We start from the raw sequence: 22,372 nt of genomic DNA, 5'->3' as shown, positions 1-22,372 counted from the left end.
AAATTCACACCCTTCAGTTTTCAGTAAATGATTGTAATGTCAAACGCCATATTTTACGATTTCTGACTGTTAAAAATTGTTTTACTGTACGTAACAATAATTGTTTTCGATGACGCGGTAACATTTCTTTATCATAATTTTGATAAAAAGTTTTTTCAGCTTTCAGTATCGACTGATACCTTGTAACAGAAACTTTCTGATAATCAAGAACTGAAAGATCATGTTCCATTTTTTCAGGTAAGATAAAAACCGTCTTTTTGAACTGATAGATCGTCCAAAAAAGCCAATGATCCAAGAAATCAAGGGGAAAATCTAAATTAAAACCGCCAATTTCCTTTAAAAATTTGATAGAAAAAACAGCGCCCGAATTAATCGCCATGATTCGTCTTTGACTGAGCTGTGATCGATCAACCTTTTCAACTTGACGATTGATATAGCGATCCGCAAAAACAGGCGATATTTGGTTGCTTCCAGCATAAACTAACGGAACGGCTGCAACCAATTCATCTGTCCAATCAATCGTTAAAAGCGTATCAAAATACGTTGCAGTCAATTGACTATCATGATCAAGTGTAACGAAATAGCGAATATTCTGCTGCGCATGATTCAACGCATAATTATAAGCCGTAGCCAGACCAGGATTTGATGGATCATGATAGTAGCTTATATCTTTGTCTTGTTCTAATAATGGCTCCAATTGCTTAACGGGACTATTATCATAAACAACCAGTTGAATCTTCTTCTCTTTGACAGCTTTCATGAGCAGATCAAAAGAAGGCGATTGACTAAAACGCTGCTGGTATAATACGATAACGACTACTATTTTGGGTATGGTCAAAAGAAAGTCCACCCCCACTTATTGAAAAATTTCACCATTGACTGTAAAAAGATACGAAAAAGTTTAAAATTGCGATGAGCACCTTTTCCATATAAATGAACAATCGTGTATAACGGCGTATAAAGGAGTTTTTCTCCTGCTTTTTCAAAAGTTAAGCAAAGATCATTATCTTCAAAATACATAAAATAGCGATTGTCAAACCCGTTGACTTTTTTAAATTTATTGACATCAACGACCATAAAACTACCAGAGATCATACGCACGTAGCTATTGGTTGTTTCTGACAAATCATGGCATTCGAATTTTGCTAAACGTTGAGCAAACAACTGCTTGACAAAACGAGCCGGAATAAACCGCAATACATAATCGAATACATCTAATTTTTGGCGAATCAAATGTTGTGTCGTACCATCTTCATTCAATATTTTAGGTGCTAACATGGCACATTCTGGATGTTCCTGCAAAAGTTTGACCAAGTCAACGACTGTCTGCTGATCCACCAGAATATCTGGGTTAAAGATCACAGCATAAGAAAAGTCACTCGTTAATAAATTATGGTTATGTCCATAACCAAATCCTTTATTTTCCTGATTAAAATAGATTTTGACAAACGGATACTTTAGATATTCTTTCAATCGTTCTTGGTAGTCAATCGACGAAGCATTATCGAAAATCAAGATCTCAACCATGGCTTGGTCATTTATGCTGGCTAGAAGCGTATCTAACGTTTGAAAAATCTTTTGACTATTAGCCGTTACGATGCTAATTAAAATCGGTTGTTTTTGATTTATTTTCATTAGTGTCTAGTCCATTTCCTTTTATATTTCTGTATGACTTGTGTTCGATATTCTTTATTGCCTAAAAAACGTAAAGTTTTAAGAATGTACTGATGCTTCTCGTTGATCAATCCAATCAACTCAAACAATAAAATAGCCGCAAATAGCATCGAAACGATCAAAACAATCGAACCGAGACGCCCAGTATAGTTCATGATCATGGCAGTAAATGAAAACATCAATGCCATAGCATAAATGGTCAAAACTGCTCCTTTATGCGTAAAACCTAGACTCAATAATCGATGATGTAGGTGTTTTTTATCTGCTGTAGAAAAAGAGACACGGTTCGCTTTTCTGCGAATAATCGCAAAAAAAGTATCTGTTACTGGAACGCCCATCACAATCAATAATGAGATAGAAGAAACAAATGTTACATTCTTCAGACCTTGTAGAGAAAGAACAGCCATCATAAATCCTAAGAACAATGCCCCAGTGTCTCCTAAGTAAATTTTGGCAGGATAAAAATTATAAGGAAAAAAGCCAATAATGCTTGCCACTAAACAGAATATGACGATTGGTATGTATACTGTAGAAGCATGTAGGAAAAAATATCCGATAATACCAATTGTAATCAACCCGATCAACGAGATTCCGGTTGCCAAGCCGTCTAATCCATCAATCAAATTAATTGCATTAGTGATACCGAAAATCCAAAAAATGGTCACAGGAAAACTCAGCCAACCCAATTCGATATAACCAAAAAAGGGCAATGTTACTGAATCAATGTGAATATCTGCCACAAAATAGACGATCAACGCTGCTAATAAGATCCCGACGGACTTTTGTTTAGGCGTCAACTCGTATTTATCATCCAGTACTCCCGTTAGAATGATCACTAAGGAAGCTAGTAAAATAGGAATGATATAAAATTTGGGAATGATGTCACGAAAAAACAATAAGGTGGATACGACAAATGAAATAAAAATGGGTAGTCCCCCAGCTGAAGGCATAGGTATTTCATTAATACGTCGCGCATTCGGTTTATCCACCATTCCGGTTTGGACAGAAATAATTTTAAATATGGGCGTTAGTACTAAAGATAACAAGATTGTTAAAAAAAATTTGACAACCATACTAAATGAAACAAGCATATTGGCACCTACTTTAATTAAGAGTCTAGAATTATTATAAAACACTCAAGCAATAAAAACTCGCAGTTCTATTTTTTTTTATGAGAAAATTTATTTTTGAAACGAATCCACCATTTATTTGTAGAAACTCGTCTTTTCTTGATTTCGTTACCTGTTATGTATTCTTGCACAACAGCATTGATGATTCCGCCAAATATAATGATTGTAGCAGCAAAATTGAGCCATAGCATCAAGACGATGAAACTCCCGATGATTTGGTATCCACTGACTCTTGTTGCAAAGTATTTTGCGTAGATTCCAAACACCTGAGATAGCAACATCCAGCCGACAGTAGCAAAAATCGTTCCCGGAATCACTGCTTTTAGTTTTAATTGCGCATTCGGTACTATCACATAAATCAAAAACATAATGATAAATAAGACAACTAAGGTAATCGGCCATTTCAAAGTTTGGAACTGGATGATCACATTGCCAGAAAAATTAAAAATCGGTTGGAGCGCTTCAAGTATCATTTGACCCAGTCCTAAAAAAATCGTTACTCCACTAATCGCAATCATGAAAAGCAAAATCACTACTAATGAAAAGAAACGGACGATCAAAAAATTCTTTCTATTTTCTACACCATAAGCCTTATTCATGGCAATTTGTAAAGCGTTGATACTTTGACTGGCAGACCACAAAGCAGCTAAAGCAGATAACGACAACAAGCCACCGGAACTTTGCGTTAACAAATTTCGAATTGCAGGACCGATAAACTGATAGACCGTCTCAGGGATGATTTGCCGCACATAAGTCAATACTGTCTCTTGATCGATTTTTAGAAATGGCAAAATATTACCAAACGCAATAATTAGGGGAAATAAAGACAATAATAAATAATACGCCACAACAACTGACGTGGTACCCATTTCTGAATCAGTGATCCGTTTTTTTGTTGTTGCAATAAAACGCATTAAATTTTCGTTTTGCTTTATTTTCCCTAATAATTTCATCAAATTCTCCTTATTGATCTAGCTTCTCAATACGTACCTTCTTCACCTTGAGAAGTTAAGATTCTTGGTCCATCTTTCGTAATTGCCAGTGTATGTTCATATTGGCAAGACAAGCCACCATCTCTTGTATAAGCAGTCCAGCCATTTGGATCCATTTTCATTTTCCAAGTTCCAGTATTAACCATTGGCTCAATGGTAATAACCATCCCTTCTTTTAACCGTAGACCTTTTCCTGCTTCACCATAATGAGGGACAGCAGGTTCTTCATGGATCGTTGGACCCACACCATGACCAATAAAGTCACGGACAACCGCTAAGTTTTCACTTTCAACATAAGTTTGGATAGCATGACCAATGTCGCCAATTCGGTTCCCAACTTGCGCTTGTTCGATTCCTAGATACAAAGCTTTTTTTGTCACTTCCATCAAGCGATCAATTTCCGGTGTTGACTCTCCCACTACATAAGCCCAACAAGAATCAGAAATGCCGCCTTTTAAATCGATACACATATCCACTTTCACTAAATCGCCATTTTTCAGCGGTTTTTTACGTGGAAATCCATGACAAATTTCGTCATTGATGCTAATACAAGTCGCATACTCATAGCCTTCAAATCCAATTTGAGCCGCAATCCCACCATGGCTTTCAATATAGTTACGAACAAAAACTTCAATATCCCAACTCGTCACGCCTGGTTTGATAAAATCTCGCAGATTTTTATGTACATCCGCTAACAACGCGCCAGACTCAGCCATTGTTTCAATTTCTCGTGCTGATTTCAATGTAATCATATTTTCGTCTCCTTTTTACAAATCTTCCTCATTTTACCATAGTGTCCGGTCGTTCGCCAAATCAGATTCTCTTCACATGACTTGTTTTCTTTTAGTAAAGGTTTTGGTATAATCTGTAAATGTTAGAGGATCATATATCAATAAGTAGGAGGCAACCCATGGCTTTAGCAAAAATCGTTTACGCAAGTATGACTGGCAATACAGAAGAAATTGCTGATATCGTAGCAGAAGCTTTTGAAAATTTAGATATTGATGTTGAAATCAATGAGTGTACTCAAGTGGATGCAGATGAATTTGAGGATGCAGATATTTGTGTCGTCGCAACTTATACATACGATGATGGTGACTTACCAGATGAGATCGTAGACTTATATGAAGATTTACAAGAACTTGACTTGTCTGGAAAAATCTATGGCGTTTGTGGTTCTGGAGACACTTTTTATGATGAATTTTGTAAGTCCGTAGATGACTTCGATGCTGCCTTTGCGAAAACAGGAGCAGTAAAAGGAACAGAAAATGTTAAAGTTGATTTAAACGCTGAAGAAGAAGACATCGAAAAACTCGAAGCATTTGCTAAGGCGCTTGTTTCAAAATTATAGGCCAAATCAGTCAGCTCACAGCTGAGAACTTTTGGAAAAACTTCAATTATTTGATAAAAAGAACGTGTGATGCTGGAGAGAGTTAGCATCACACGTTCTTTTTATCATGTTTTTAGAAGCTTTTTTAATTTCAAAAAATCAATGTGTATGTTTGAGAAAGACTTTCGAGAAATACTTCAAGTAGTTTGTTTAATTCACTTGGATCGTTTCTTTCGTATTTAGTGTCGCATTGATGCTATCTTGGATCATTTTTTCAATTTGTTCCTTGGTCGGATGAATGATACTTGAAGACATCAGTGCTGCTAATCCTGTAGCGATGATCCAAATTGTGTTATGCAAAGACTCAATTTGTTCCGCAGATAGATCAGCATACTCTGGATCTTTCTTGACCGTCTCGACAAAATAATTATAAGAGAAGTTTTGCATCTCCCTTTCCCCACCATATTCTTCTAAGTACAGAGAACTGTATAATTTTTTCTCTCGATTGGCAAAATCAATATAGTTTACAGCTAAATCGATAATGGTATTTCCTGTATGTACAACTGGGAACACTTCATGCTTCAAGTACTCGTAAATCTGAGCAAATAAGGCTTGCTTCAGATCATCCATGTTTTTGAACTCAAGATAAATCGGTTGAGTCGAACAATTCATTTTATTTGCAATATTCCTTGCCGTAAATTTTGAAAATCCTTCTGTGGTAGCCACTTCAAAAGCGGCTGCTAAAATCTGATCTTTTGTGATCGTCTTTTTTCTTGCCATAATTTTTTAATCTCCTTGAAATTATTTATAACGCTTCCACCATTGATTAATTTAATTGTAACATGATTATTTTGTTATGCACAACTTGTTTTTTTATTTTTAAAAAATTACTTTAAAAACAATCAATTTTATAAATTTTAGACATCATTTAGAAGAACACCCATTTTTTTATTTTACGATTCTGGCAGATTGTCTCTAAAAGAATTAAATGTTATCATACAAATAGCTATTGGATGAAACATTAGGAGGAAATGGATTATGTTAGAAAATTTTAATGAGAACCTCGAAAAATATGCACGATTAATTGTTGAAACCGGCGTAAACGTCGAAAAAGACCATACAGTTGTTTTACAAATCAACGTCGATCAAGCCCCATTAGCTCGCTTGATCACCAAAGAAGCCTATCGTTTAGGTGCAGCTGAAGTGATCGTACAATGGACGGACGACGTGATCCAAAAAGAATTTCTTTCTTACGCTGCACAAGACCGTCTTGAAACTGTTCCACAATATAAAATTGATCAGACTGATGATTGGATCGCTAAAGGTGCTAGCCGAATCAGTGTTGTATCTGCCGATCCAGATGCTTTTGGTGGCGTAGATGGAAAACGAATCGCTACGTATCAAACTGCCGCTGGCAAAGCAATGATGAATCTAAGAAAAGCGACCCAAGCAAATAAAGTAAGCTGGACTGTAGTCGCTGCGGCTGGTAAACAATGGGCAGCTAAAGTTTTCTCAGATTTACCAGAAGAAGAACAACTGGATGCATTATGGGATCAAATTTTTAAAACAACTCGTATTTACGAGGAAGATCCTGTACAGGCTTGGAAAGAACATGATGAAAAATTAGCGAAAAAAGCTGCTGAATTAAATCAAGAACAGTTTACTGCCCTGCACTATACTGCCCCTGGCACAGATATCGTCATTGGCCTACCAAAAAATCATCTTTGGGAAGGCGCAGGAAGTTACAACTCCCGTGGAGAAAAATTCATGGCAAATATGCCTACTGAAGAAGTGTTTACTGCACCTGATTACCGACGGATCGATGGTTATATCTCTAGTACAAAACCATTGAGCTATGCAGGTACGATCATCTCAGGGATGAAGTTTACTTTTGAAGCTGGAAAAGTCATTGATTTTTCTGCTGAACAAGGTCAAGAAGTATTGGAAACCTTGCTCAATACTGATGAAGGCGCACGCTCATTAGGAGAAGTAGCACTCGTTCCCGATCCTTCGCCAATTTCTCAATCGGGTATTATCTTTTACAATACGTTATTTGACGAAAACGCGTCGAATCACTTAGCTCTAGGATCTGCGTATGCCTTTAGTGTCGAAGGTGGTACTGAAATGACCGATGAAGAACTTGTGCAAGCTGGTCTTAACCGCAGTCAAACCCATGTTGATTTTATGGTTGGTTCTGACCAAATGAATATTGACGGTATCCGTGAAGACGGTTCTACTGTTCCAGTATTTAGAAATGGTGACTGGGCTTAATCTGATAAAACGATACAAAAAAAGAGGAGAAATCTTAAACGACCTCCAAAAGTTAGATTTTTGGTCTAACTTTTTGGGGTACTACAGACTTCTTCTCTTTTTTGTGATGATTATTTCTATTACAGACAACACTTTTCCCTGCTACTCACTGAAAGATGGTCGAATAAGCGATTTTTTGATCCTGTTGTTCAAGTTTTTTATAAAAATTATTTATACTATTTATCACGAAATTCTATTAATACATTTTCTGTTTTTTGATAAGATTGACAAAAACAACATTTATTATTAAAAATTAGAAAAAATGATGGAGAGATAGTATGCCTTTTATTGTTTATTTTATTGTTTATTTTTTTGTCTTAGTATTAACGCTTTATATCCCTCTGCCAACTGCGTTATTGTTTTTTCATCGTTTAGCTAATCAACATGACCTGCTCACAACAATCCACAAATTCATTTTGCTATTTTTGGTTTGTTTAGATTATCGGTTCAGTTTCTACTGTATTTATCAATGTAAAATAAAGAAACAATACTACTTGTACCTTATCTTGATTAATATTATCGAATTAGGCATCCATTTTTATTTACTGGTCAAATACCAAACAGTTTGCTTAACTATCATCACTTTGAGCCAGTTATTATTGCTTATTTGTATGTTTACCTTTCCTTTATCAAAAAAATTTAGAAAAGCTGTCTTTCACTCACCAGAAAAATCGAATGTAGCGTAGAAAACTATCTTGGTCCCACATAAACAAAAAAACCTGAACCACAACGGTTACAGGTTTTTAACGTTCCTGACTGGAATTGAACCAGCGACCTATCGCTTAGGAGGCGATTGCTCTATCCTACTGAGCTACAGGAACAAGTTCTCAATAGTATTATTTTAGCTTGTTTAAGGAGCACATGCAAGCTTCTCTTAGAAAAATCATTTTTCTTCCTAAGCAAAACGTTTCCACTAGCTTTTGACGAGTGATAAAATAGAGTTATCTAACAAGTGATGAGGGAGGTTTTATTTATGAATGACAAACCAAAAGAAGAAATATACGCTGAACGCTTTGATGCTTCTAAAAAAGAACGAGAACAACTATCAAAAGAAGCCATTAAACAGCATGAAGATGAAAAACCTCAGAAAAAAGAAAGTCGCAAATTCAAGTTTACTAAAAAAGAAGATTTGCTGTAGAGAAATGAGATAAATCAGTGGCAAAAAAGCAATCTGATTTTCAGAATGATATCGAAAAAATTTCAAAATAGCTTTTTATACGATAACGCCCTCCAAGAATTCGTCGAAAACCTTGGAGGGCGTTATATGTGTTGAGCAACAAATATTTTACGTTCATTTTAAAAATAATCATTTAGAATAGGTTGCTGACTTGGAAAGCATGGCGCCATTTCTAATAGAGCTTCAGTTGACAATTGGATGTGATTGTAAAAAACAAGTTCTTCCATCTGACGATACCCCATTAATAATTGAGTCATGCGTTGGATGGTGCCACTGATGGTTGGTAATTTTGTTTCTGTTACTTTTTCAATTTTCACCTCTGCATTTGATACAGTGATCTCAAAGATCCCTTCATTCCACTGTGCGTAAGGATCATCTGTTACTTCTAAAGCAAAAGTGAGCGCTTGTTTTTTGAAAGGATAGTCTTTCAAAAACAACTCAAGATCAACAATTCTGCCCATCATATATGGCGTGATCGTCATTTGTGCAAAAGGATTTTTAAGCAAATAATTTTGATCACTACCTGAATAACCACAAGCATAGTCAAAAGAAGCAAACGCCCCACTATGGGAACTAACAAACCTCACTAATCCTTGAAAGGCTTCATGACTCAAATAGCCCCATTCCACTACTACAAATGTTGGTGCCGTTAACTGGTAAACCACATATCCTGTTGCTTGACCAGATTCATCGTAATACAGCGCATAATGATTATCTGTCTTTTGCTTAAACTTATAAGTATACCACCAGTCTTCTCTACTTAATCCACCACGCTGATTTGCTGGCATTTGTTTATAAATCATTTCTATGACTTCTCTTGCTTGTTCAAAAGTCACTCGTTTCATTTTGCCAGCCGTCTTTTTCACGTTCGGTACATCTCGACTATCCAATTGATAATTGATTTTATCAAACAATTGCTCATAACCGTAGCGACGATAAAATGGGTAAGAAAATGGAGCAAGATAAGAAAGACTTACTTTTCTTTCACGGCAATCTTTTAAGATTTTTTCCATGATTTGATTGATCCCGCCTTGTCCCCTAGCTTCAGGATAAGATGCTACATAACCGATTCCTGCCATTAAATACTGTTGCCCATAAAATTCAACAGAAAAAGGCGTCGCCATTACTTGGCTAGTGAGTTGCTCTTCCTCGTCAAAAAAACCATAATTCCATGAATTTTCAACGATCAGTTTGAATCGTTCACGTCTTGCAGGTGTATCCTGCGCATTAAATGCATAGGTTGCTAGTTCAAACATCGCTTCTTGATAAGCAACACCAAGTTCTTTTACTTCATTTGCCATTTTTGTTACCCCTTCCATCAAAAACAATAAAAAATTGTGTCAAGTTCAGTGATCCAACCATAGTCACTTTATCAAAATAAAAATGTTATTTCAATAAATCACTATTTAGCTGAATCAACTGCTTCTTGCCACAATTAGTTTTTTACTAGTAAGTTTCTTCGATCATTACTAACATTTTTTTGAAGCGACGTTTTTTAAAATACATCAACATCGTTCCTAAAATCATATCATTCAATTTTTGTAGCATCCCATATGATTGCATTTGTTCCGTATAACGTACTTCGCAGGTTTTATCATCTAACGCTTTGATTTGATAATGGACGACATAATCATTTTTTGTGGTAGATGTTCGAAATTTATACGACTGATTTTCAATAACTTCCTCGATCTTGATGCGAGCGCGGCTATTTTGTGAGAATTGTTTGACGTATTCAAGGTTTTTAAGTTGTTTACGAGTAACCGATTTTCCAGTCGCTTTACGTACATCAAAAAGGACAGAGTCCATCACTTTATCATAGAAAAAGGATGCTGGAATATTTAAAGTTTTAACGATTTCCATTAGCTATTTTTCCCCTTTGCTTCTTCTCTTTTTTTCCCTTTTAAAAAGAAATGTATACCTAAACCTGCCAGAAATAGTCCTGTAGCCATACTATACAAATCATAGTTTTGCGAACTAGGATTTAAACAATACAATACGATCAGTGAACCAATACTACATAAAAATAAGCCGTTTTTCATCATTTTGAACCCTTCCTATCTTACAACCAGTTAAACTGCTGTTGCTTGAAAATATAAAACAGTGCCCCATGGTTGTGCTTTGATTAATGCTTTTGCTTTTTGTGCTGCTGCTTCTTTATCTTGTGCGCTCGTCTCAAAAAACAATTTGATCCCTTGTTTTTCTTTAAATGTATATGAAAAGCCATCTTCATTGTAACCTTCTAATAACTCTTTGATAGCATCTTGTTGCATGGCACTTGCGATTGAAATCATTTTAGTTCCTCCTAGATTATTGTTTAGAGAGCAGAAGCAAAAAATGCTTCTGCTCATTGATTTTTATTGTTCGCCTGCTGCTGGATCCATCTTATTCGCTGAGATAACGAACGGTGCCCAGATCAAGAAAGTCACGATCATACATACTAATGTCACGATTGGCGCACGCCAGTCTGCTCCGGTAGCTAGGAACGAGAGTAAGAATGGTGGAACAACCCATGTGACTTGTTGCGATACTGGGGCGACCAAACCAAAGTAAGTTGCTCCCCAACCTATAGCTGTTGCAACAACAGGTGCTAATAAGAATGGGATGAACATGATAGCGTTCAATACAATCGGCAAACCAAACATAACTGGTTCATTGATGTTGAAAATACCAGGTCCGATCGACAATTTAGCAACTGTTAAATAATCAGCACGTTTAGAAAGGAGTAAAATAGCAATCAATAGAACGATCGTACCACCAGAACCCCCGAACCAAGCGAAGGCATCAAAGGATCCACGAACCCACATATAAGCCTTACCATCTTCAATTGCATCTAAGACTGCAGGTGTTCCTGTTTTGCCATTGTAACCTTTTTGGAAAATATCGATATTGATCAATTGTGCTTGACCCCAAATTCCTTCTAAAACTGGAGCTAACACGTTTGGTCCATGAATACCAAAGAACCAGAAGATCTGAACAAAGACCGTAACGATCAAAACAGCACCGATCCCTTGAGATAATCCCAAGAAAGGTTCAGCGATATATTTTTGAACTAAATCAATGATCAATTGTCCGTCAGCGATACGACCAACGATATAATTAATAATAGCAATGACATATAAAGCGATCGTTGCTGGCAGAATTGCGGCAAAAGCCTTCGATACTGCTGGTGGTACAGAATCTGGCATTTTGATCGTAATGTTGGCTAACATTAATTTACAGAAAATAATGACAGAAATAGCACCCATGATCATGACTGTGAAATAAGAGTTTCCATTTAAATGATCAAGTTTTAGCCAACCCCAAAGACCAACAGATAAATTTCCATCCGCGATCGTTGCCCCTAATTCTGTTCCATTGATGGCATCAACGATATTTTGCGGAACATTCACGTTCAAAGCGGCTGACAATGAAGGACCAAAAGAAATTCCTTGGATCAAAGTTGCCAGACCAACGATCCCTCCGGCTAGGTCATTGACCCCATAAGCTCTCGCAAGATTGTATCCCCAAGAAAAGGCAAAAATCAAGCCGGCAATTGCTAAAGTTCCATTCCATACAAATCCATTAATTCCAATAATAACATTTAATACTGCAAAAATTCCTTTGTCCGCTGCTAAACTATCTGCATACGTACTATTAAATTGCTGTGGTAAATCTCGAATAATTGCATTGATCATTACAGCGACTGATCCCGCCATTGTTGCAGGTAAAGTACCGATAAAAGCGTCACGCAAAGCAACTAAATGTTTCTGCGCACCAATTTTTGCGGCAACCGGAAGGATGTATTTCTCCATCCAATTTGTTAATCCGTTCATTTTTATATCCTCCTATAAGTTGTTTATATAAAGAATTGCTTCCTCATACCAAATTAAAAAAATCCGTTCAAAATTTTTTCTTCTTCCGTTCAAAAAAGAAGGTTCTATTTTCGTTCATCTGTCTTTATTCGACATTGATTCTTCGGTAAAGTTCAATAAGTTCTTCTGCTAAATCAGTAAAAGCAATCGACGTCATTAAATGGTCTTGACTGTGTACGGTCAATAACGTGACCTGAACATGGTTTCCTTGTGCTTCTTGTGTCAACATTTGCGTCTGTGAATGATGGGCTTGGACTAATGATTCCTTTGCATCCATTATTTTTTGATCCGCTAACTCGAAATTACCTTTTTTAGCCGCAGAAATCGCTTCCATTGCATCGCTCTTGGCATTACCACCAAACATGATGAGTCCCATGATGGCTTCGAGATTTTGTTGATCTTCCACATTTTTTCCTCCATTTCCTATAGATTTATTGCATCAAATTTTCGGCTTGTTCTAGTACTTTTGCACCATTCATCATGCCGTAATCTTGCATATTGATTACATCTAGCGGAATCCCTTTCGGTGCTAATTTTTGCTCAAATTGAGCTTTCATAAACCGGACTTGAGGTCCTAAAAGTAAGACATCGACATTTTTTGCTTCAAGATTATTATCAGCGTCTGAAGCTGAAACAGCAAAAATATCTGCCTCCATTCCTTTTTCTTCTGCAGCTTTTTGCATTTTCGTAACTAGCAAACTTGTACTCATCCCCGCAGAGCATACTAACATAATCGTTTTTTTCGCCATTTTCTCCACTCCTTTTAATTTGTTTTACACATTTTTATAATGCAAGAAGCATGCCAAACAAAAAAAGAACCAAAATAGCGTTTTCATAGCCTTTGGTCCTTCTTTTCTGTGCGCACACTGGTGATATCTGTGTAAAAAAATAGATTAGTGTGTTTTATTTTTTAATTTTATTTTCAATAAACATTTGCGTTAAGAAGGCAATCTCATTTTCTGGGATATTCACCTGATATTTCCGTTCCAATCCAATAAGATTCGTTCGAACGATGTCCATTTCTAAACGATAAATTTTTGAGAAAGTAGACAGATTCTCAAATTCTCGGGTCTTCTCATGCTTGATCAGTCCATCCAGTAAAAAGGCTAAATGAATCACGATCCCAATATCTACTCCTGGCTCTACTATAATTGAGAGATCCGTTTGGATTTGCTGGATGTTTTTTTGTAAAGAATGGATCAAAAGCTCTACCGAAGAAATCGAATTTAAAGAATCTTTTAATGAATCAACGATTTTGGCAGTTGGAACTTCATCATCAGCGATCCGCTTGAGCATATTCAATTTCTCATCGTTGAAGACATCATACGCTGAGAAAAACGGAATATTTTGGTAATCCACATCTACCGTGCCCGCAATGGCTTTGATCTCATATTCTTCTAATAATGCATCAATGTGTCGCTTAAATGATTCTCGTTCTAAAAACTGCATTTGGATCACTTCGACCTTTTTCTGGTCGATTACAGGAACAATCCGTTGGTATAATTTAGCTGCTACACCTTCCCCAGTAAAACAAGTAACGATCACCGCTTTTTTACGTTCATAGGTCTCAGTTTGTTCTTCTTTGAATTGGTCCTTGACGATCGTTTCAAAGGAAATCTGGATACTTTGATAGATATCTTCCAAGCTCCGCCCAACATTCGCCATCCGTAATGCCTCAATCACGATCATCGTACTACTCATTGTAATTGCTTTCGTTTTGATTCCAGTCTCTTCAAAAATCAAGTCACCAAAGGTATTTAAAGAACCCATATCCGTCAGTAAGATCAATCCATTCGTCAGACTTGCCTGACGATTTTGAACATAAGCCAGCACTTCTTCATACATCGTTTGGACTTCCATGGCTAACGGCATATTAAATGCTGTACCTAATTTCGTTCCTAATAATTCTTGCGCCATTTCCAACATACTTGAGGCGGTTTGTCTGCCGTGCATCAAAACTAAGACCTCAACTTTATTTTCTTTTACTGGTTCACTTTCGCCAAGATTAATGGAAAGAAACATACTGATAAAACCAATTTCGTCAAACGGAATTTCAATTTGTTGTTCTTCTTCAATGATCGTAGATAAATCAATGGCTACTTGAAATTCCTTTTTAAAATTTTTGCGTACGTTGTTGAGATCAGGATGAACAATCATGTGTCCTTCTTTGACCCGATCCAATGTACTTTGCAAATGAAGGGCAAAGGCAAATCGAGCTTTTTCATTGTAGATTCGATCCAACCTAGCTTCTGCAACATCGTATAACTCGTTGGTTAATCGCCAAATGTCATCTGGCAACAGATCTTTTGGAATCGTACTCTTTGTCAACTCTTTGACATAAGTTTGGAAATAAGCATCCACATCTTTCGAGATCAAAGTTTCTAAATCAATACTTTCGACACCCGTTTCTGATAAAGAAAGCATTTTTTCTTCGATATCATTATAGACCTGCATGTTTCGTTCTGGATCTTGTGACCAAACAACATCAGCAAAACCAGGCTCAAAAGTCAGGTATTGACTCTTACTATCCATAAAGCGATCCAAACGTTCAGGTACTTCTTTGATTTTCAACAACCCTTTTTGTACTTGGAGAGACAGTTCTTCTTTACGAATAATCAGTTTTTCTTCATTATGTGTCCGATAATGTAAAAATGACTTCGCACATACTAATTTCAAATCACGCTTGACTTGTCCGATATTTCCTTCTGCATCATAAAGCATAAATGCCAAAATGGCTTCTTTTTCGATATCTATACGTTGATTCAAACGATTGGCTTCTTGTTTGATAAATAAAGAAATGATTTCATAACGTTCATCTAATGAACGAGAAGCCAGATTTGGTAATGTGATTGCCATAGGAATTCGGCGATTAAAGGTTGTCAAAAAACTTTCGGATGACTCGGTGGTTGCTCCAATGATCTGAACAGATGCTTCATGGACGTGGGCGCTTTCTCCCAACGGACGATAGACCCCTTTATCAATAAAAGTAAACAACATTTCTTGTCCTTCTGGTGGTAAACGATGAATTTCATCAAGAAACAGGATCCCACCATTCGCTTTCGCAATCAACCCTTGACTATCTTGCGATGCCCCAGTATAAGCTCCTTTTTTGATTCCAAAAATATGTCCAAACAGTAACTGTGGATTCTGCGCATAATCCGCACAGTTAAATGAAACAAAAGGGGCATCTTCTGAGAGCATTTCAGAATCAATCGCAAAATGATACATACATTCTGCAAACATCGATTTACCCGTTCCTGTCTCACCAAAAATGATTGTATGCAATCCTCGAGGAGGATATAATATGGCTGCCTTAGCTTGCTGGATGCTTACTTTCAAAGAATCATTTTCACCAACTAGTGTATCAAACGTCACTTGGGTCGATGCATCAACGTGAACTTTGTCAGAGGCTGTTTTTTGCGGAGGCAATGAATAGACGACTGGTCTGCCGGAACTTTTGATAATATAGCGGTCTTTATAGAGATCGCTGAGATATCGACTTGCATTACTTCGATCGATTTTTAGATGTTTTGCCACATCACTTGCCGTCAATCCTTGCTGTTTCTCATGCAATAGATCCAATATTTCTTCTTGTCTTTCGTTCATACAATCCCCCACTATCCTCAAATAACGCTGATTACGTTTTCAATATAATAACACAAAAAGGCGCTTATTTGCGCCTTGCTCCTTTATTTTTCTGCTTTTTTTGTTTGTTTTTAAGCTTTTTCTTTGGCGTACTATTTTTTTCAACTTGTTCTTTTTTCGAAGGACCAAATGGAGCAGTTTTTTTTGTGTTTTTGTCATTGGCTTCTTCTTTTTGTGAGAGTTCTTTTTGTGGCAATTCTTTGACTAATTGTCCACCATGAAGAAAAATCTCTTCCATATCAATCGCCATATGACGTGTTAATTTTTTCAACTCTTTAACTGTATGATCTTGCACAAACGTGATCACGGTTCCGTCTTTCCCCATCCGTCCGGTTCGCCCTGAACGATGCAGATAAGCTTCTTCTGTTAAGGGAATTTCGGCATTCACAACATAAGGTAATTGTTCGATATCTAATCCTCTGGCTGCTACGTCAGTCGTGAACAACATCGTGATTTTCTTATCCTTGAATTGATCAAGTGCTGCTTTACGTAACAATTTATTTTGATCGGAAGCTAAGCTGCCAACTGAAACACCACGAAATTGTAATTTTTCTTCCATTGTCCCTAATTCATTGAGTTGGTTGAAAAAGACTAGTCCATGAAAATCTGTGACATAAGCAAGCCGTCTCAAATACTCTTCTTTTTTACGAGGTGGTATCCTTAAATAGTAATGTTGCTGACCTTTTCTAGAGTCATCGTCTTTTGTGACATCAACAACTGGGATGGAAGCATTTGTGATTTCTTCAATTTTACTGATTGAGCGATCAGCTGTTGCTGAGAAGAATACTAATTGATAGTCCACAGGGGCTTGTCGCAAAATTTGTTCCACTAATGAACGATTCCCCTCATCAAACAATTGATCTGCTTCATCAAAAACAATCGTTTGCAACTGATGAGCTTTTAATTTTTTGGTCTTCATCAATTCCAGCACCCGTCCAGGAGTCCCTACTAAGACTTCTGGTCGTTTTTTCAAACCTTCGATCTGCCTTTTGACGTTAGCTCCGCCCACAAGTGATTGGACTTTTAATGCCAATCCTTTTGACCACTCACGAGCCACTTCTGCGACTTGAATTGCTAATTCTTGTGAAGAAACAAGGATTAGTAAAGTACTTCCCCCCTCTTTAGGGACATTCAGCAGCAAAGGTAAAAGATAAGCTAATGTTTTGCCTGAGCCGGTTGGTGAAATACCAATAATTGATTCTTTTTCTTTAAGCGGTTGAAAAACAGCCTGTTGGATCAGAGAGGGTGTTTGAAATCCCTTTTCCTGCCATTTTTCTTGCCAAGCTTGTGGAAAGTTTTTTACAAATTCATTCATTTTAAAAATCGTCCTCATTATCGGCATCAAATTTGATGCCACCATTTATTCTAAGATCGTAAACTACTTGGTTCACATTGCGAGCAAGTTCGATCCATTCTTCATATCGTAATCCCCAAGCTGGATCGTTTGGATGATTGATCACATTGGCAAAATCAGCTGCCTCTTCTGCCATGGGATTTTCAGCTGCGGTAATTGCTAATGCATCAATTTCCTGATGTTCTCGATCATGGAACTCTGCTTTTTCAATCGCATTGACCCCGTTCATGACTAATGTTCCTGAATTAAAGTAGATTTCTGAAGGTAAGTAAGAATCCCCGATTTTACCAGGTTGAATCGTGACATCAAAGGTCTCATAACGCAAGATCCCCCAACCTAATCCATCAACACCAGTTGAGATCTTTCGTGGGAAATAGTGAACTTCTGAAGGCATCCCAAACCATCCTATCGTAGCATAAACGAGATAAACGCCCAGATCCATCAGCGCACCACCAGAAAAACGGGTAGAGAAAATATTTGGTACTTCTCCTGCTAGTACTTGATCGTAACGAGAAGAATATTTCATATAACTAAAGTTGGCACCGAGGATCTCATCTTTCAATGGAAGATAATCAGCAATTTTTTTGAATCCTGCTTCATGGATGTTTCGTGCAGCTTCAAAAAAATAAACATTTTTCTCATTCGCTAGATGAATGATCTCATCCATTTCTTTAGGCGTACTAAATGCCGGTTTTTCAACAATGACATTTTTCCCTGCTAAAATGCCTTGTTTTGCTTGTTGAAAATGCAGGCTGTTAGGCGAAGCAATGTATACCGTATCAAGATGTTCCAGACCAAAAAAAGTTTCTAAATCTGTCGCATAGGCAATATCTCCCTCATACTTGGCGCCAAATTCTTGTGCTTTTTCTAAATGTCTCGAATAAACTGCTGTTAATTCATATTGTTTCGTGCTTAATGCTGCTTGCACAAATTGATGGGTGATCCAGTTGGTACCAATAATTCCTAAATTGATCATTTCATTTACCTTCTTTCTATTTATTCGGGTCTTCAAACGATGCCTCTACATCAAATGGTATGGCTTGTTTCAAATTGACACAATCCGCTGTTACCTGACAATTATAGGCTAAAACATTCACGCCGTTTAACTGTCCGTAGCGTATGATATTGGCTAACTCCGGTTGCATTGCTTCGTTGATTGTTGCCAGATGAAGGTGTTCAAACTGTGCGATAAACAACACGTAAGTTTCATAGCCTTCCTGTCGCGCTTCCACTAATTCTTTCACATGTTTTAAACCTCGTAACGTTGGCGCATCAGGAAACGCCCCAATTCCTTTATTTTCTAAAGTCATTCCCTTTACTTCGACGAACACTTTTTGTCCTGAATCTGTTTCTAAATAAATATCAAATATGGACTGTCGATAGCGGACTTCACGCTTGAACTTAACGATTTTTCCGATCAACGATGGCAACTGGATTGTTCCAGATAAAATTCCTTCTAATGCCAAACGGTTGGGAAGTTGACTATCGATATTGAACCAGTTATCCCCTTTTTTCACAGCAATTAAATCATAATCTGTTTTCCGTTTTATACTAGGTGTATATGCAACCGCTACTTTCGCTCCTGGAAGCAGGACTTCTTTACCTCTTCCAGTGTTTTTCACATGGGCTACGATCACTTCTCCTTGTTGGTTCAAGCAATGAGCGATGAAACGATTCGGTCGTTCAATAAAAAAAGCGATTTCTACTTGCTGGTACTTCAAAAACGGTCACCTTTCTTCCTACTATGTATCCTACCATAATTTCACAAAAAACTCTTGAAAAACCAGTCGAAAGTCCTAGAGAAATCTTTATTTTTTTTAGGTACAATGAAACTGACAGAAAATGATCGTTGGAATTAAAAGAGGTTAGGAGTGACAATCGTATGATACGTAAAAAAAAACTTTATGGAATCCTTGCATTTTTTGCTATTTTATTTGGAAAATTCTTTCTGAAAAAGAAACAGCCAACCACCAAAGACTTTGATCCAACGCAATATCATGGAACCTGGACCTTTATAGATAAAAATCAACAAAAACAACAACTACTGGTCACAGAAACGTTTGATTTATCTATCAACGGTCACTCCTTAGTAACGGAATTGGTCGAACTAACTCCACAGCAACTCGTCTTGCGAGATCAATATGGTTTTTATTTGATCCTATCATACAGTGATACGACCTTTTATGATGAATCATCCGATACTTCTTATACGTTGACAAAACAAAATAGTTCCTCAAAAGAGGGTGTGACAAGAGCGGCTAACTCTGAGAAATAAGTCGAAGAATTTCCAAAAATCTCCTCCTGTTTTTGGAATTCTTCGACTTATTTTTGATAGAGCCACTTCTTGAACGACTTTTAGAGCAAGTCCTGTATCCCAAACTCTTTTCATTCCCTTCATCATTGATTTACCTTTCTGTATTTCTTCGTTTATTTTACGTTTTTTGTCTAGAAAAATAGTCATTTGATGTTTTTTTTGATAAACTTACTAATGATGGTTTCATACCATGAAAGGATGATTAAACATGACACCAAATCGAGAAGATTACTTGAAAATCATTTTGGAATTAGGCGGAGACACGACAAAAGTAAATAATAAACAAATCGTTTCCAGTCTTGCTGTGTCCCCAGCTTCTGTTAGCGAAATGATTTCCAAACTTGTGAAAGAACAACTCGTTGAGCATTCTCCTTATCAAGGAGTTCAACTTACGGAGACTGGCTTACAAAAGGCAAGTAGTTTGATTCGCAAACATCGTTTATGGGAAGTTTTTTTAGTCGAACATTTAGATTATAGCTGGAACGAAGTCCATGATGATGCTGAAGTGTTGGAACATGTGACTTCAGAACAACTTGCTGACCATTTAGAAGACTATTTGAATCATCCTATGCACTGTCCACATGGTGGAATTATTCCTAAAAAAGAACAAGTGGTTCATGAAGAACGTAGACAAACATTAGAGTCTTATCCAGTTGGTTCTAAAGTTCGCATCGCTCGAGTGTTGGATGAAAAAGAACTATTGGACTATCTTGTGACGATTGACTTAAACATTGATGAAGAATACGAGATTGTAGATGTTGCCGCTTATGAAGGACCGATCACAATCCAAAATCAACAAAAGAAAATCCCTGTCAGCTTTAAAGCAGCCAGTACGATTTTTGTCGACAAATTATAAAGGAGTACACCCATATGGCTAATGAAAAAAATGTCTTATTTACAATCTTTGGTGGTACAGGTGATTTAGCACAACGCAAATTGTATCCTTCCTTGTTCCGCCTTTATAAAAAAGGAAATCTAGGAAAACATTTTGCAGTAATCGGTACTGCTCGTAGACCTTGGAGCGATGAGCATTATCGTGAAGTGGTCGCTTCGACGATCCAGTCCTTGAATCCGACTGAAGAAGAAGCAAAAGAATTTGCTAGTCATTTCTACTATCAATCACATGATGTAAATGATTCTACCCACTACAATACTTTAAAAGACCTAGCTGACCGCTTAGATGAAACCTACCAATTAGCTGGCAATCGCATCTATTATTTAGCCATGTCTCCAGAATTTTTCGGTACGATCGTTTCTCATCTTAAATCGCAACATATCGTTACTGAAAATGGTTATAATCGCTTGATCATCGAAAAACCATTTGGTTCAGATTATCAATCTGCATTCGAGCTGAATGAAAAGATCCGTCAAGTCTTCCCTGAACAAGATATCTTTAGGATTGATCATTATTTAGGTAAAGAAATGATCCAAAATATCTCAGCAATTCGTTTTGCTAATAACATTTTTGAATCACAATGGAACAATCGCTATATCGATAATATTCAGATTACATTCGGTGAAGCTTTAGGTGTTGAAGATCGTGGTGGCTACTATGATCACAGTGGTGCTTTAAAAGATATGGTCCAAAACCACATTCTACAAGTACTAGCACTTTTAGCGATGGAACCTCCTGTCGCCTTTTCTGAAAAAGAAATTCGTGCAGAAAAAATCAAGGCACTGAAAGCTGTGCGAATCTATGAAAAATCTGAAGCATTAAAAAACTTTATCCGTGGGCAATATGCACCTGGTGAGTTAGATGGTAATACATTTAAAGGCTATCGTGAAGAAGATAAAGTAGATCCTGAATCTACTACCGAAACTTTTGTAGCTGGGAAGTTTGTCATTGACAATTTCCGCTGGTCAGGTGTTCCCTTTTATGTGCGCACTGGGAAACGTTTGACAGAAAAAGGAACTCGGATCAATATCGTCTTTAAACAAGTCCCAGTCAATGTTTTTAAAACTTCGGTCGAAGATGAACCTTGTGAAGATAGGACATTACCACCAAATGTTTTAACGATTTATATCCAACCAACGGAAGGTTTCTCTTTAACATTAAATGGAAAAGAGGTTGGACAAGGGTTTAACACTGAATTTAGAAGATTAGAGTACCGCAATAGCGCTGAAATGGTTGAAAACAGTCCTGAAGCTTATGAGAAGCTGCTTTTAGATGCTTTAAAAGGTGATGGTACAAACTTTTCACATTGGGAAGAAGTTGCTCAATCTTGGCATATCGTCGATGTCATTCGTAAAGCTTGGGATCAAGTGGAACCTGACTTCCCTAATTATAAAGCTGGAACAATGGGACCAGAAGCTGCATTTGAATTGCTGGAAAAAGATGGGTTTGAATGGATCTGGCAACCAGATGACTGGTACCGTGATCGTGGAAAGCTAGAAGACTAGCTGTGTATAACGTTTAAAAGTAAAAATTTACTAATATTAAGAGTCTGGGATATTAATCAGTTATGTTCTGATTAATATCCCAGACTTTTTGGCTCCTCTCGGCTCTATATGGATAATGAAATCACTCTATTAAAACGAAAAACATCAAAGCTAGTAACTCTTACTAACTTTGATGTTTTTTAGATAACTTTCCTT

General features: G+C 37.0%; 24 protein-coding genes and 1 tRNA gene. 7 read left to right on the top strand and 18 right to left on the bottom strand.

What is annotated here, in order from left to right; translation table 11 throughout:
* Window positions 1–13: 13 nt before the first annotated feature.
* The 5 genes from IGK91_RS03655 to map all read right to left on the bottom strand — a co-directional run bounded on the left by IGK91_RS03655 (window position 14) and on the right by map (window position 4,548).
* Window positions 14–838: a glycosyltransferase gene (locus tag IGK91_RS03655; RefSeq protein WP_010738182.1), complete on the bottom strand. Its 825-nt coding sequence runs from the start codon at window positions 836–838 to the stop codon at window positions 14–16.
* Window positions 835–1,635: a glycosyltransferase gene (locus tag IGK91_RS03650; protein WP_010719748.1), complete on the bottom strand. Its 801-nt coding sequence runs from the start codon at window positions 1,633–1,635 to the stop codon at window positions 835–837. The genes IGK91_RS03655 and IGK91_RS03650 overlap by 4 nt, the downstream gene beginning before the upstream one ends.
* A complete protein-coding gene (locus tag IGK91_RS03645; RefSeq protein WP_010719749.1) occupies window positions 1,635–2,765 on the bottom strand; it encodes a glycosyltransferase family 4 protein in 1,131 nt (376 codons plus the stop codon). Before IGK91_RS03645 ends, IGK91_RS03650 begins: the two co-directional genes overlap by 1 nt.
* A 68-nt stretch (window positions 2,766–2,833) precedes the next feature.
* Window positions 2,834–3,757, bottom strand: coding sequence for a YihY/virulence factor BrkB family protein (locus tag IGK91_RS03640; RefSeq protein WP_010719750.1), 924 nt, complete (start codon window positions 3,755–3,757; stop codon window positions 2,834–2,836).
* A 26-nt stretch (window positions 3,758–3,783) separates the two neighbouring features.
* The gene (map, locus tag IGK91_RS03635; RefSeq protein ID WP_010719751.1) at window positions 3,784–4,548 is read right to left on the bottom strand and encodes a type I methionyl aminopeptidase; all 765 of its coding nucleotides are present in this window, start codon (window positions 4,546–4,548) and stop codon (window positions 3,784–3,786) included.
* A gap of 158 nt (window positions 4,549–4,706) precedes the next feature.
* On the opposite strand from map, the gene IGK91_RS03630 reads away from it, so the two are divergent.
* Window positions 4,707–5,147, top strand: a complete 441-nt coding sequence (locus IGK91_RS03630) for a flavodoxin (protein WP_010719752.1) — start codon at window positions 4,707–4,709, stop codon at window positions 5,145–5,147.
* Between the two features lie 189 nt (window positions 5,148–5,336).
* On the opposite strand, the gene IGK91_RS03625 is transcribed toward IGK91_RS03630, so the two are convergent.
* A complete protein-coding gene (locus IGK91_RS03625) occupies window positions 5,337–5,906 on the bottom strand; it encodes a TetR/AcrR family transcriptional regulator (protein ID WP_081123059.1) in 570 nt (189 codons plus the stop codon).
* 258 nt (window positions 5,907–6,164) lie between these two features.
* Between IGK91_RS03625 and IGK91_RS03620 the strand changes: the two genes are divergently transcribed.
* Window positions 6,165–7,397: an aminopeptidase gene (locus IGK91_RS03620; protein ID WP_034867838.1), complete on the top strand. Its 1,233-nt coding sequence runs from the start codon at window positions 6,165–6,167 to the stop codon at window positions 7,395–7,397.
* Window positions 7,398–7,714: 317 nt separating this feature from the next.
* Entirely contained in the window at window positions 7,715–8,122 is a 408-nt protein-coding gene (locus IGK91_RS03615) for a hypothetical protein (protein ID WP_081123057.1), read from the top strand.
* A gap of 61 nt (window positions 8,123–8,183) precedes the next feature.
* On the opposite strand, the gene IGK91_RS03610 is transcribed toward IGK91_RS03615, so the two are convergent.
* Window positions 8,184–8,257, bottom strand: a tRNA-Arg gene (locus tag IGK91_RS03610).
* Between the two features lie 152 nt (window positions 8,258–8,409).
* Between IGK91_RS03610 and IGK91_RS03605 the strand changes: the two genes are divergently transcribed.
* Window positions 8,410–8,574, top strand: a complete 165-nt coding sequence (locus tag IGK91_RS03605; RefSeq protein ID WP_010738186.1) for a hypothetical protein — start codon at window positions 8,410–8,412, stop codon at window positions 8,572–8,574.
* A gap of 158 nt (window positions 8,575–8,732) precedes the next feature.
* On the opposite strand, the gene IGK91_RS03600 is transcribed toward IGK91_RS03605, so the two are convergent.
* From IGK91_RS03600 to sfsA, 11 genes are all read right to left on the bottom strand, one after another.
* Entirely contained in the window at window positions 8,733–9,914 is a 1,182-nt protein-coding gene (locus tag IGK91_RS03600; RefSeq protein WP_010738187.1) for a GNAT family N-acetyltransferase, read from the bottom strand.
* Window positions 9,915–10,059: 145 nt separating this feature from the next.
* Window positions 10,060–10,473 carry a DUF3284 domain-containing protein gene (locus IGK91_RS03595; RefSeq protein WP_010719758.1) on the bottom strand — a complete coding sequence of 138 codons (414 nt, stop codon included), beginning with the start codon at window positions 10,471–10,473 and terminating at the stop codon, window positions 10,060–10,062.
* The gene (locus IGK91_RS03590; protein ID WP_010719759.1) at window positions 10,473–10,655 is read right to left on the bottom strand and encodes a DUF3188 domain-containing protein; all 183 of its coding nucleotides are present in this window, start codon (window positions 10,653–10,655) and stop codon (window positions 10,473–10,475) included. Before IGK91_RS03590 ends, IGK91_RS03595 begins: the two co-directional genes overlap by 1 nt.
* Before the next feature lie 27 nt (window positions 10,656–10,682).
* Window positions 10,683–10,904 carry a hypothetical protein gene (locus IGK91_RS03585; protein ID WP_010719760.1) on the bottom strand — a complete coding sequence of 74 codons (222 nt, stop codon included), beginning with the start codon at window positions 10,902–10,904 and terminating at the stop codon, window positions 10,683–10,685.
* Between the two features lie 63 nt (window positions 10,905–10,967).
* On the bottom strand, window positions 10,968–12,425 hold the full coding sequence (locus IGK91_RS03580; RefSeq protein ID WP_010738188.1) for a PTS sugar transporter subunit IIC: 1,458 nt from the start codon (window positions 12,423–12,425) through the stop codon (window positions 10,968–10,970).
* Window positions 12,426–12,549: 124 nt separating this feature from the next.
* Window positions 12,550–12,870 (bottom strand): PTS lactose/cellobiose transporter subunit IIA, encoded by a 321-nt coding sequence (locus tag IGK91_RS03575; protein ID WP_010719762.1) that lies wholly within the window; start codon window positions 12,868–12,870, stop codon window positions 12,550–12,552.
* Window positions 12,871–12,895: 25 nt separating this feature from the next.
* Window positions 12,896–13,213 (bottom strand): PTS sugar transporter subunit IIB, encoded by a 318-nt coding sequence (locus IGK91_RS03570; protein WP_010719763.1) that lies wholly within the window; start codon window positions 13,211–13,213, stop codon window positions 12,896–12,898.
* Window positions 13,214–13,367: 154 nt separating this feature from the next.
* Window positions 13,368–16,070 carry a sigma 54-interacting transcriptional regulator gene (locus tag IGK91_RS03565; protein WP_034867831.1) on the bottom strand — a complete coding sequence of 901 codons (2,703 nt, stop codon included), beginning with the start codon at window positions 16,068–16,070 and terminating at the stop codon, window positions 13,368–13,370.
* Between the two features lie 64 nt (window positions 16,071–16,134).
* Complete coding sequence (locus IGK91_RS03560; protein WP_010738191.1) at window positions 16,135–17,424, bottom strand: DEAD/DEAH box helicase; 1,290 nt, start codon at window positions 17,422–17,424, stop codon at window positions 16,135–16,137.
* A gap of 1 nt (window position 17,425) precedes the next feature.
* Complete coding sequence (locus IGK91_RS03555) at window positions 17,426–18,439, bottom strand: Gfo/Idh/MocA family protein (protein WP_010738192.1); 1,014 nt, start codon at window positions 18,437–18,439, stop codon at window positions 17,426–17,428.
* Window positions 18,440–18,455: 16 nt separating this feature from the next.
* Window positions 18,456–19,184: a DNA/RNA nuclease SfsA gene (sfsA, locus tag IGK91_RS03550; RefSeq protein WP_010738193.1), complete on the bottom strand. Its 729-nt coding sequence runs from the start codon at window positions 19,182–19,184 to the stop codon at window positions 18,456–18,458.
* Window positions 19,185–19,345: 161 nt separating this feature from the next.
* Here sfsA and IGK91_RS03545 point away from each other — a divergent pair, with 161 nt between their 5' ends.
* The 3 genes from IGK91_RS03545 to zwf all read left to right on the top strand — a co-directional run bounded on the left by IGK91_RS03545 (window position 19,346) and on the right by zwf (window position 22,177).
* A complete protein-coding gene (locus tag IGK91_RS03545; protein WP_430605329.1) occupies window positions 19,346–19,738 on the top strand; it encodes a DUF4828 domain-containing protein in 393 nt (130 codons plus the stop codon).
* A 247-nt stretch (window positions 19,739–19,985) separates the two neighbouring features.
* Entirely contained in the window at window positions 19,986–20,633 is a 648-nt protein-coding gene (locus IGK91_RS03540) for a metal-dependent transcriptional regulator (RefSeq protein ID WP_010719768.1), read from the top strand.
* A gap of 14 nt (window positions 20,634–20,647) precedes the next feature.
* Window positions 20,648–22,177: a glucose-6-phosphate dehydrogenase gene (zwf, locus tag IGK91_RS03535; protein WP_034867829.1), complete on the top strand. Its 1,530-nt coding sequence runs from the start codon at window positions 20,648–20,650 to the stop codon at window positions 22,175–22,177.
* The last annotated feature ends 195 nt before the right edge of the window (window positions 22,178–22,372 follow it).

The organism is Enterococcus sp. DIV1208 (assembly GCF_050530455.1).
GTDB classification, from domain to species: Bacteria; Bacillota; Bacilli; order Lactobacillales; family Enterococcaceae; genus Enterococcus_B; species Enterococcus_B hirae.
Note: the sequence above shows the minus strand (reverse complement) of the source record. Positions and strands in the feature narration are given on the sequence as shown.

What these genes read in the sequence shown, in the direction of transcription:
- IGK91_RS03540 (WP_010719768.1), top strand. Translation starts at nt 19,986, where the DNA reads ATGACACCAAATCGAGAAGATTACTTGAAAATCATTTTGGAATTAGGC.
- IGK91_RS03560 (WP_010738191.1), bottom strand. Translation starts at nt 17,424, where the DNA reads ATGAATGAATTTGTAAAAAACTTTCCACAAGCTTGGCAAGAAAAATGG.
- zwf (WP_034867829.1), top strand. Translation starts at nt 20,648, where the DNA reads ATGGCTAATGAAAAAAATGTCTTATTTACAATCTTTGGTGGTACAGGT.
- IGK91_RS03620 (WP_034867838.1), top strand. Translation starts at nt 6,165, where the DNA reads ATGTTAGAAAATTTTAATGAGAACCTCGAAAAATATGCACGATTAATT.
- IGK91_RS03645 (WP_010719749.1), bottom strand. Translation starts at nt 2,765, where the DNA reads ATGCTTGTTTCATTTAGTATGGTTGTCAAATTTTTTTTAACAATCTTG.
- IGK91_RS03565 (WP_034867831.1), bottom strand. Translation starts at nt 16,070, where the DNA reads ATGAACGAAAGACAAGAAGAAATATTGGATCTATTGCATGAGAAACAG.
- IGK91_RS03625 (WP_081123059.1), bottom strand. Translation starts at nt 5,906, where the DNA reads ATGGCAAGAAAAAAGACGATCACAAAAGATCAGATTTTAGCAGCCGCT.
- IGK91_RS03555 (WP_010738192.1), bottom strand. Translation starts at nt 18,439, where the DNA reads ATGATCAATTTAGGAATTATTGGTACCAACTGGATCACCCATCAATTT.
- IGK91_RS03595 (WP_010719758.1), bottom strand. Translation starts at nt 10,473, where the DNA reads ATGGAAATCGTTAAAACTTTAAATATTCCAGCATCCTTTTTCTATGAT.
- IGK91_RS03545 (WP_430605329.1), top strand. Translation starts at nt 19,346, where the DNA reads ATGATACGTAAAAAAAAACTTTATGGAATCCTTGCATTTTTTGCTATT.
- IGK91_RS03650 (WP_010719748.1), bottom strand. Translation starts at nt 1,635, where the DNA reads ATGAAAATAAATCAAAAACAACCGATTTTAATTAGCATCGTAACGGCT.
- IGK91_RS03580 (WP_010738188.1), bottom strand. Translation starts at nt 12,425, where the DNA reads ATGAACGGATTAACAAATTGGATGGAGAAATACATCCTTCCGGTTGCC.
- IGK91_RS03585 (WP_010719760.1), bottom strand. Translation starts at nt 10,904, where the DNA reads ATGATTTCAATCGCAAGTGCCATGCAACAAGATGCTATCAAAGAGTTA.
- IGK91_RS03605 (WP_010738186.1), top strand. Translation starts at nt 8,410, where the DNA reads ATGAATGACAAACCAAAAGAAGAAATATACGCTGAACGCTTTGATGCT.
- IGK91_RS03600 (WP_010738187.1), bottom strand. Translation starts at nt 9,914, where the DNA reads ATGGCAAATGAAGTAAAAGAACTTGGTGTTGCTTATCAAGAAGCGATG.
- IGK91_RS03630 (WP_010719752.1), top strand. Translation starts at nt 4,707, where the DNA reads ATGGCTTTAGCAAAAATCGTTTACGCAAGTATGACTGGCAATACAGAA.
- IGK91_RS03615 (WP_081123057.1), top strand. Translation starts at nt 7,715, where the DNA reads ATGCCTTTTATTGTTTATTTTATTGTTTATTTTTTTGTCTTAGTATTA.
- IGK91_RS03570 (WP_010719763.1), bottom strand. Translation starts at nt 13,213, where the DNA reads ATGGCGAAAAAAACGATTATGTTAGTATGCTCTGCGGGGATGAGTACA.
- IGK91_RS03640 (WP_010719750.1), bottom strand. Translation starts at nt 3,757, where the DNA reads ATGAAATTATTAGGGAAAATAAAGCAAAACGAAAATTTAATGCGTTTT.
- map (WP_010719751.1), bottom strand. Translation starts at nt 4,548, where the DNA reads ATGATTACATTGAAATCAGCACGAGAAATTGAAACAATGGCTGAGTCT.
- IGK91_RS03590 (WP_010719759.1), bottom strand. Translation starts at nt 10,655, where the DNA reads ATGATGAAAAACGGCTTATTTTTATGTAGTATTGGTTCACTGATCGTA.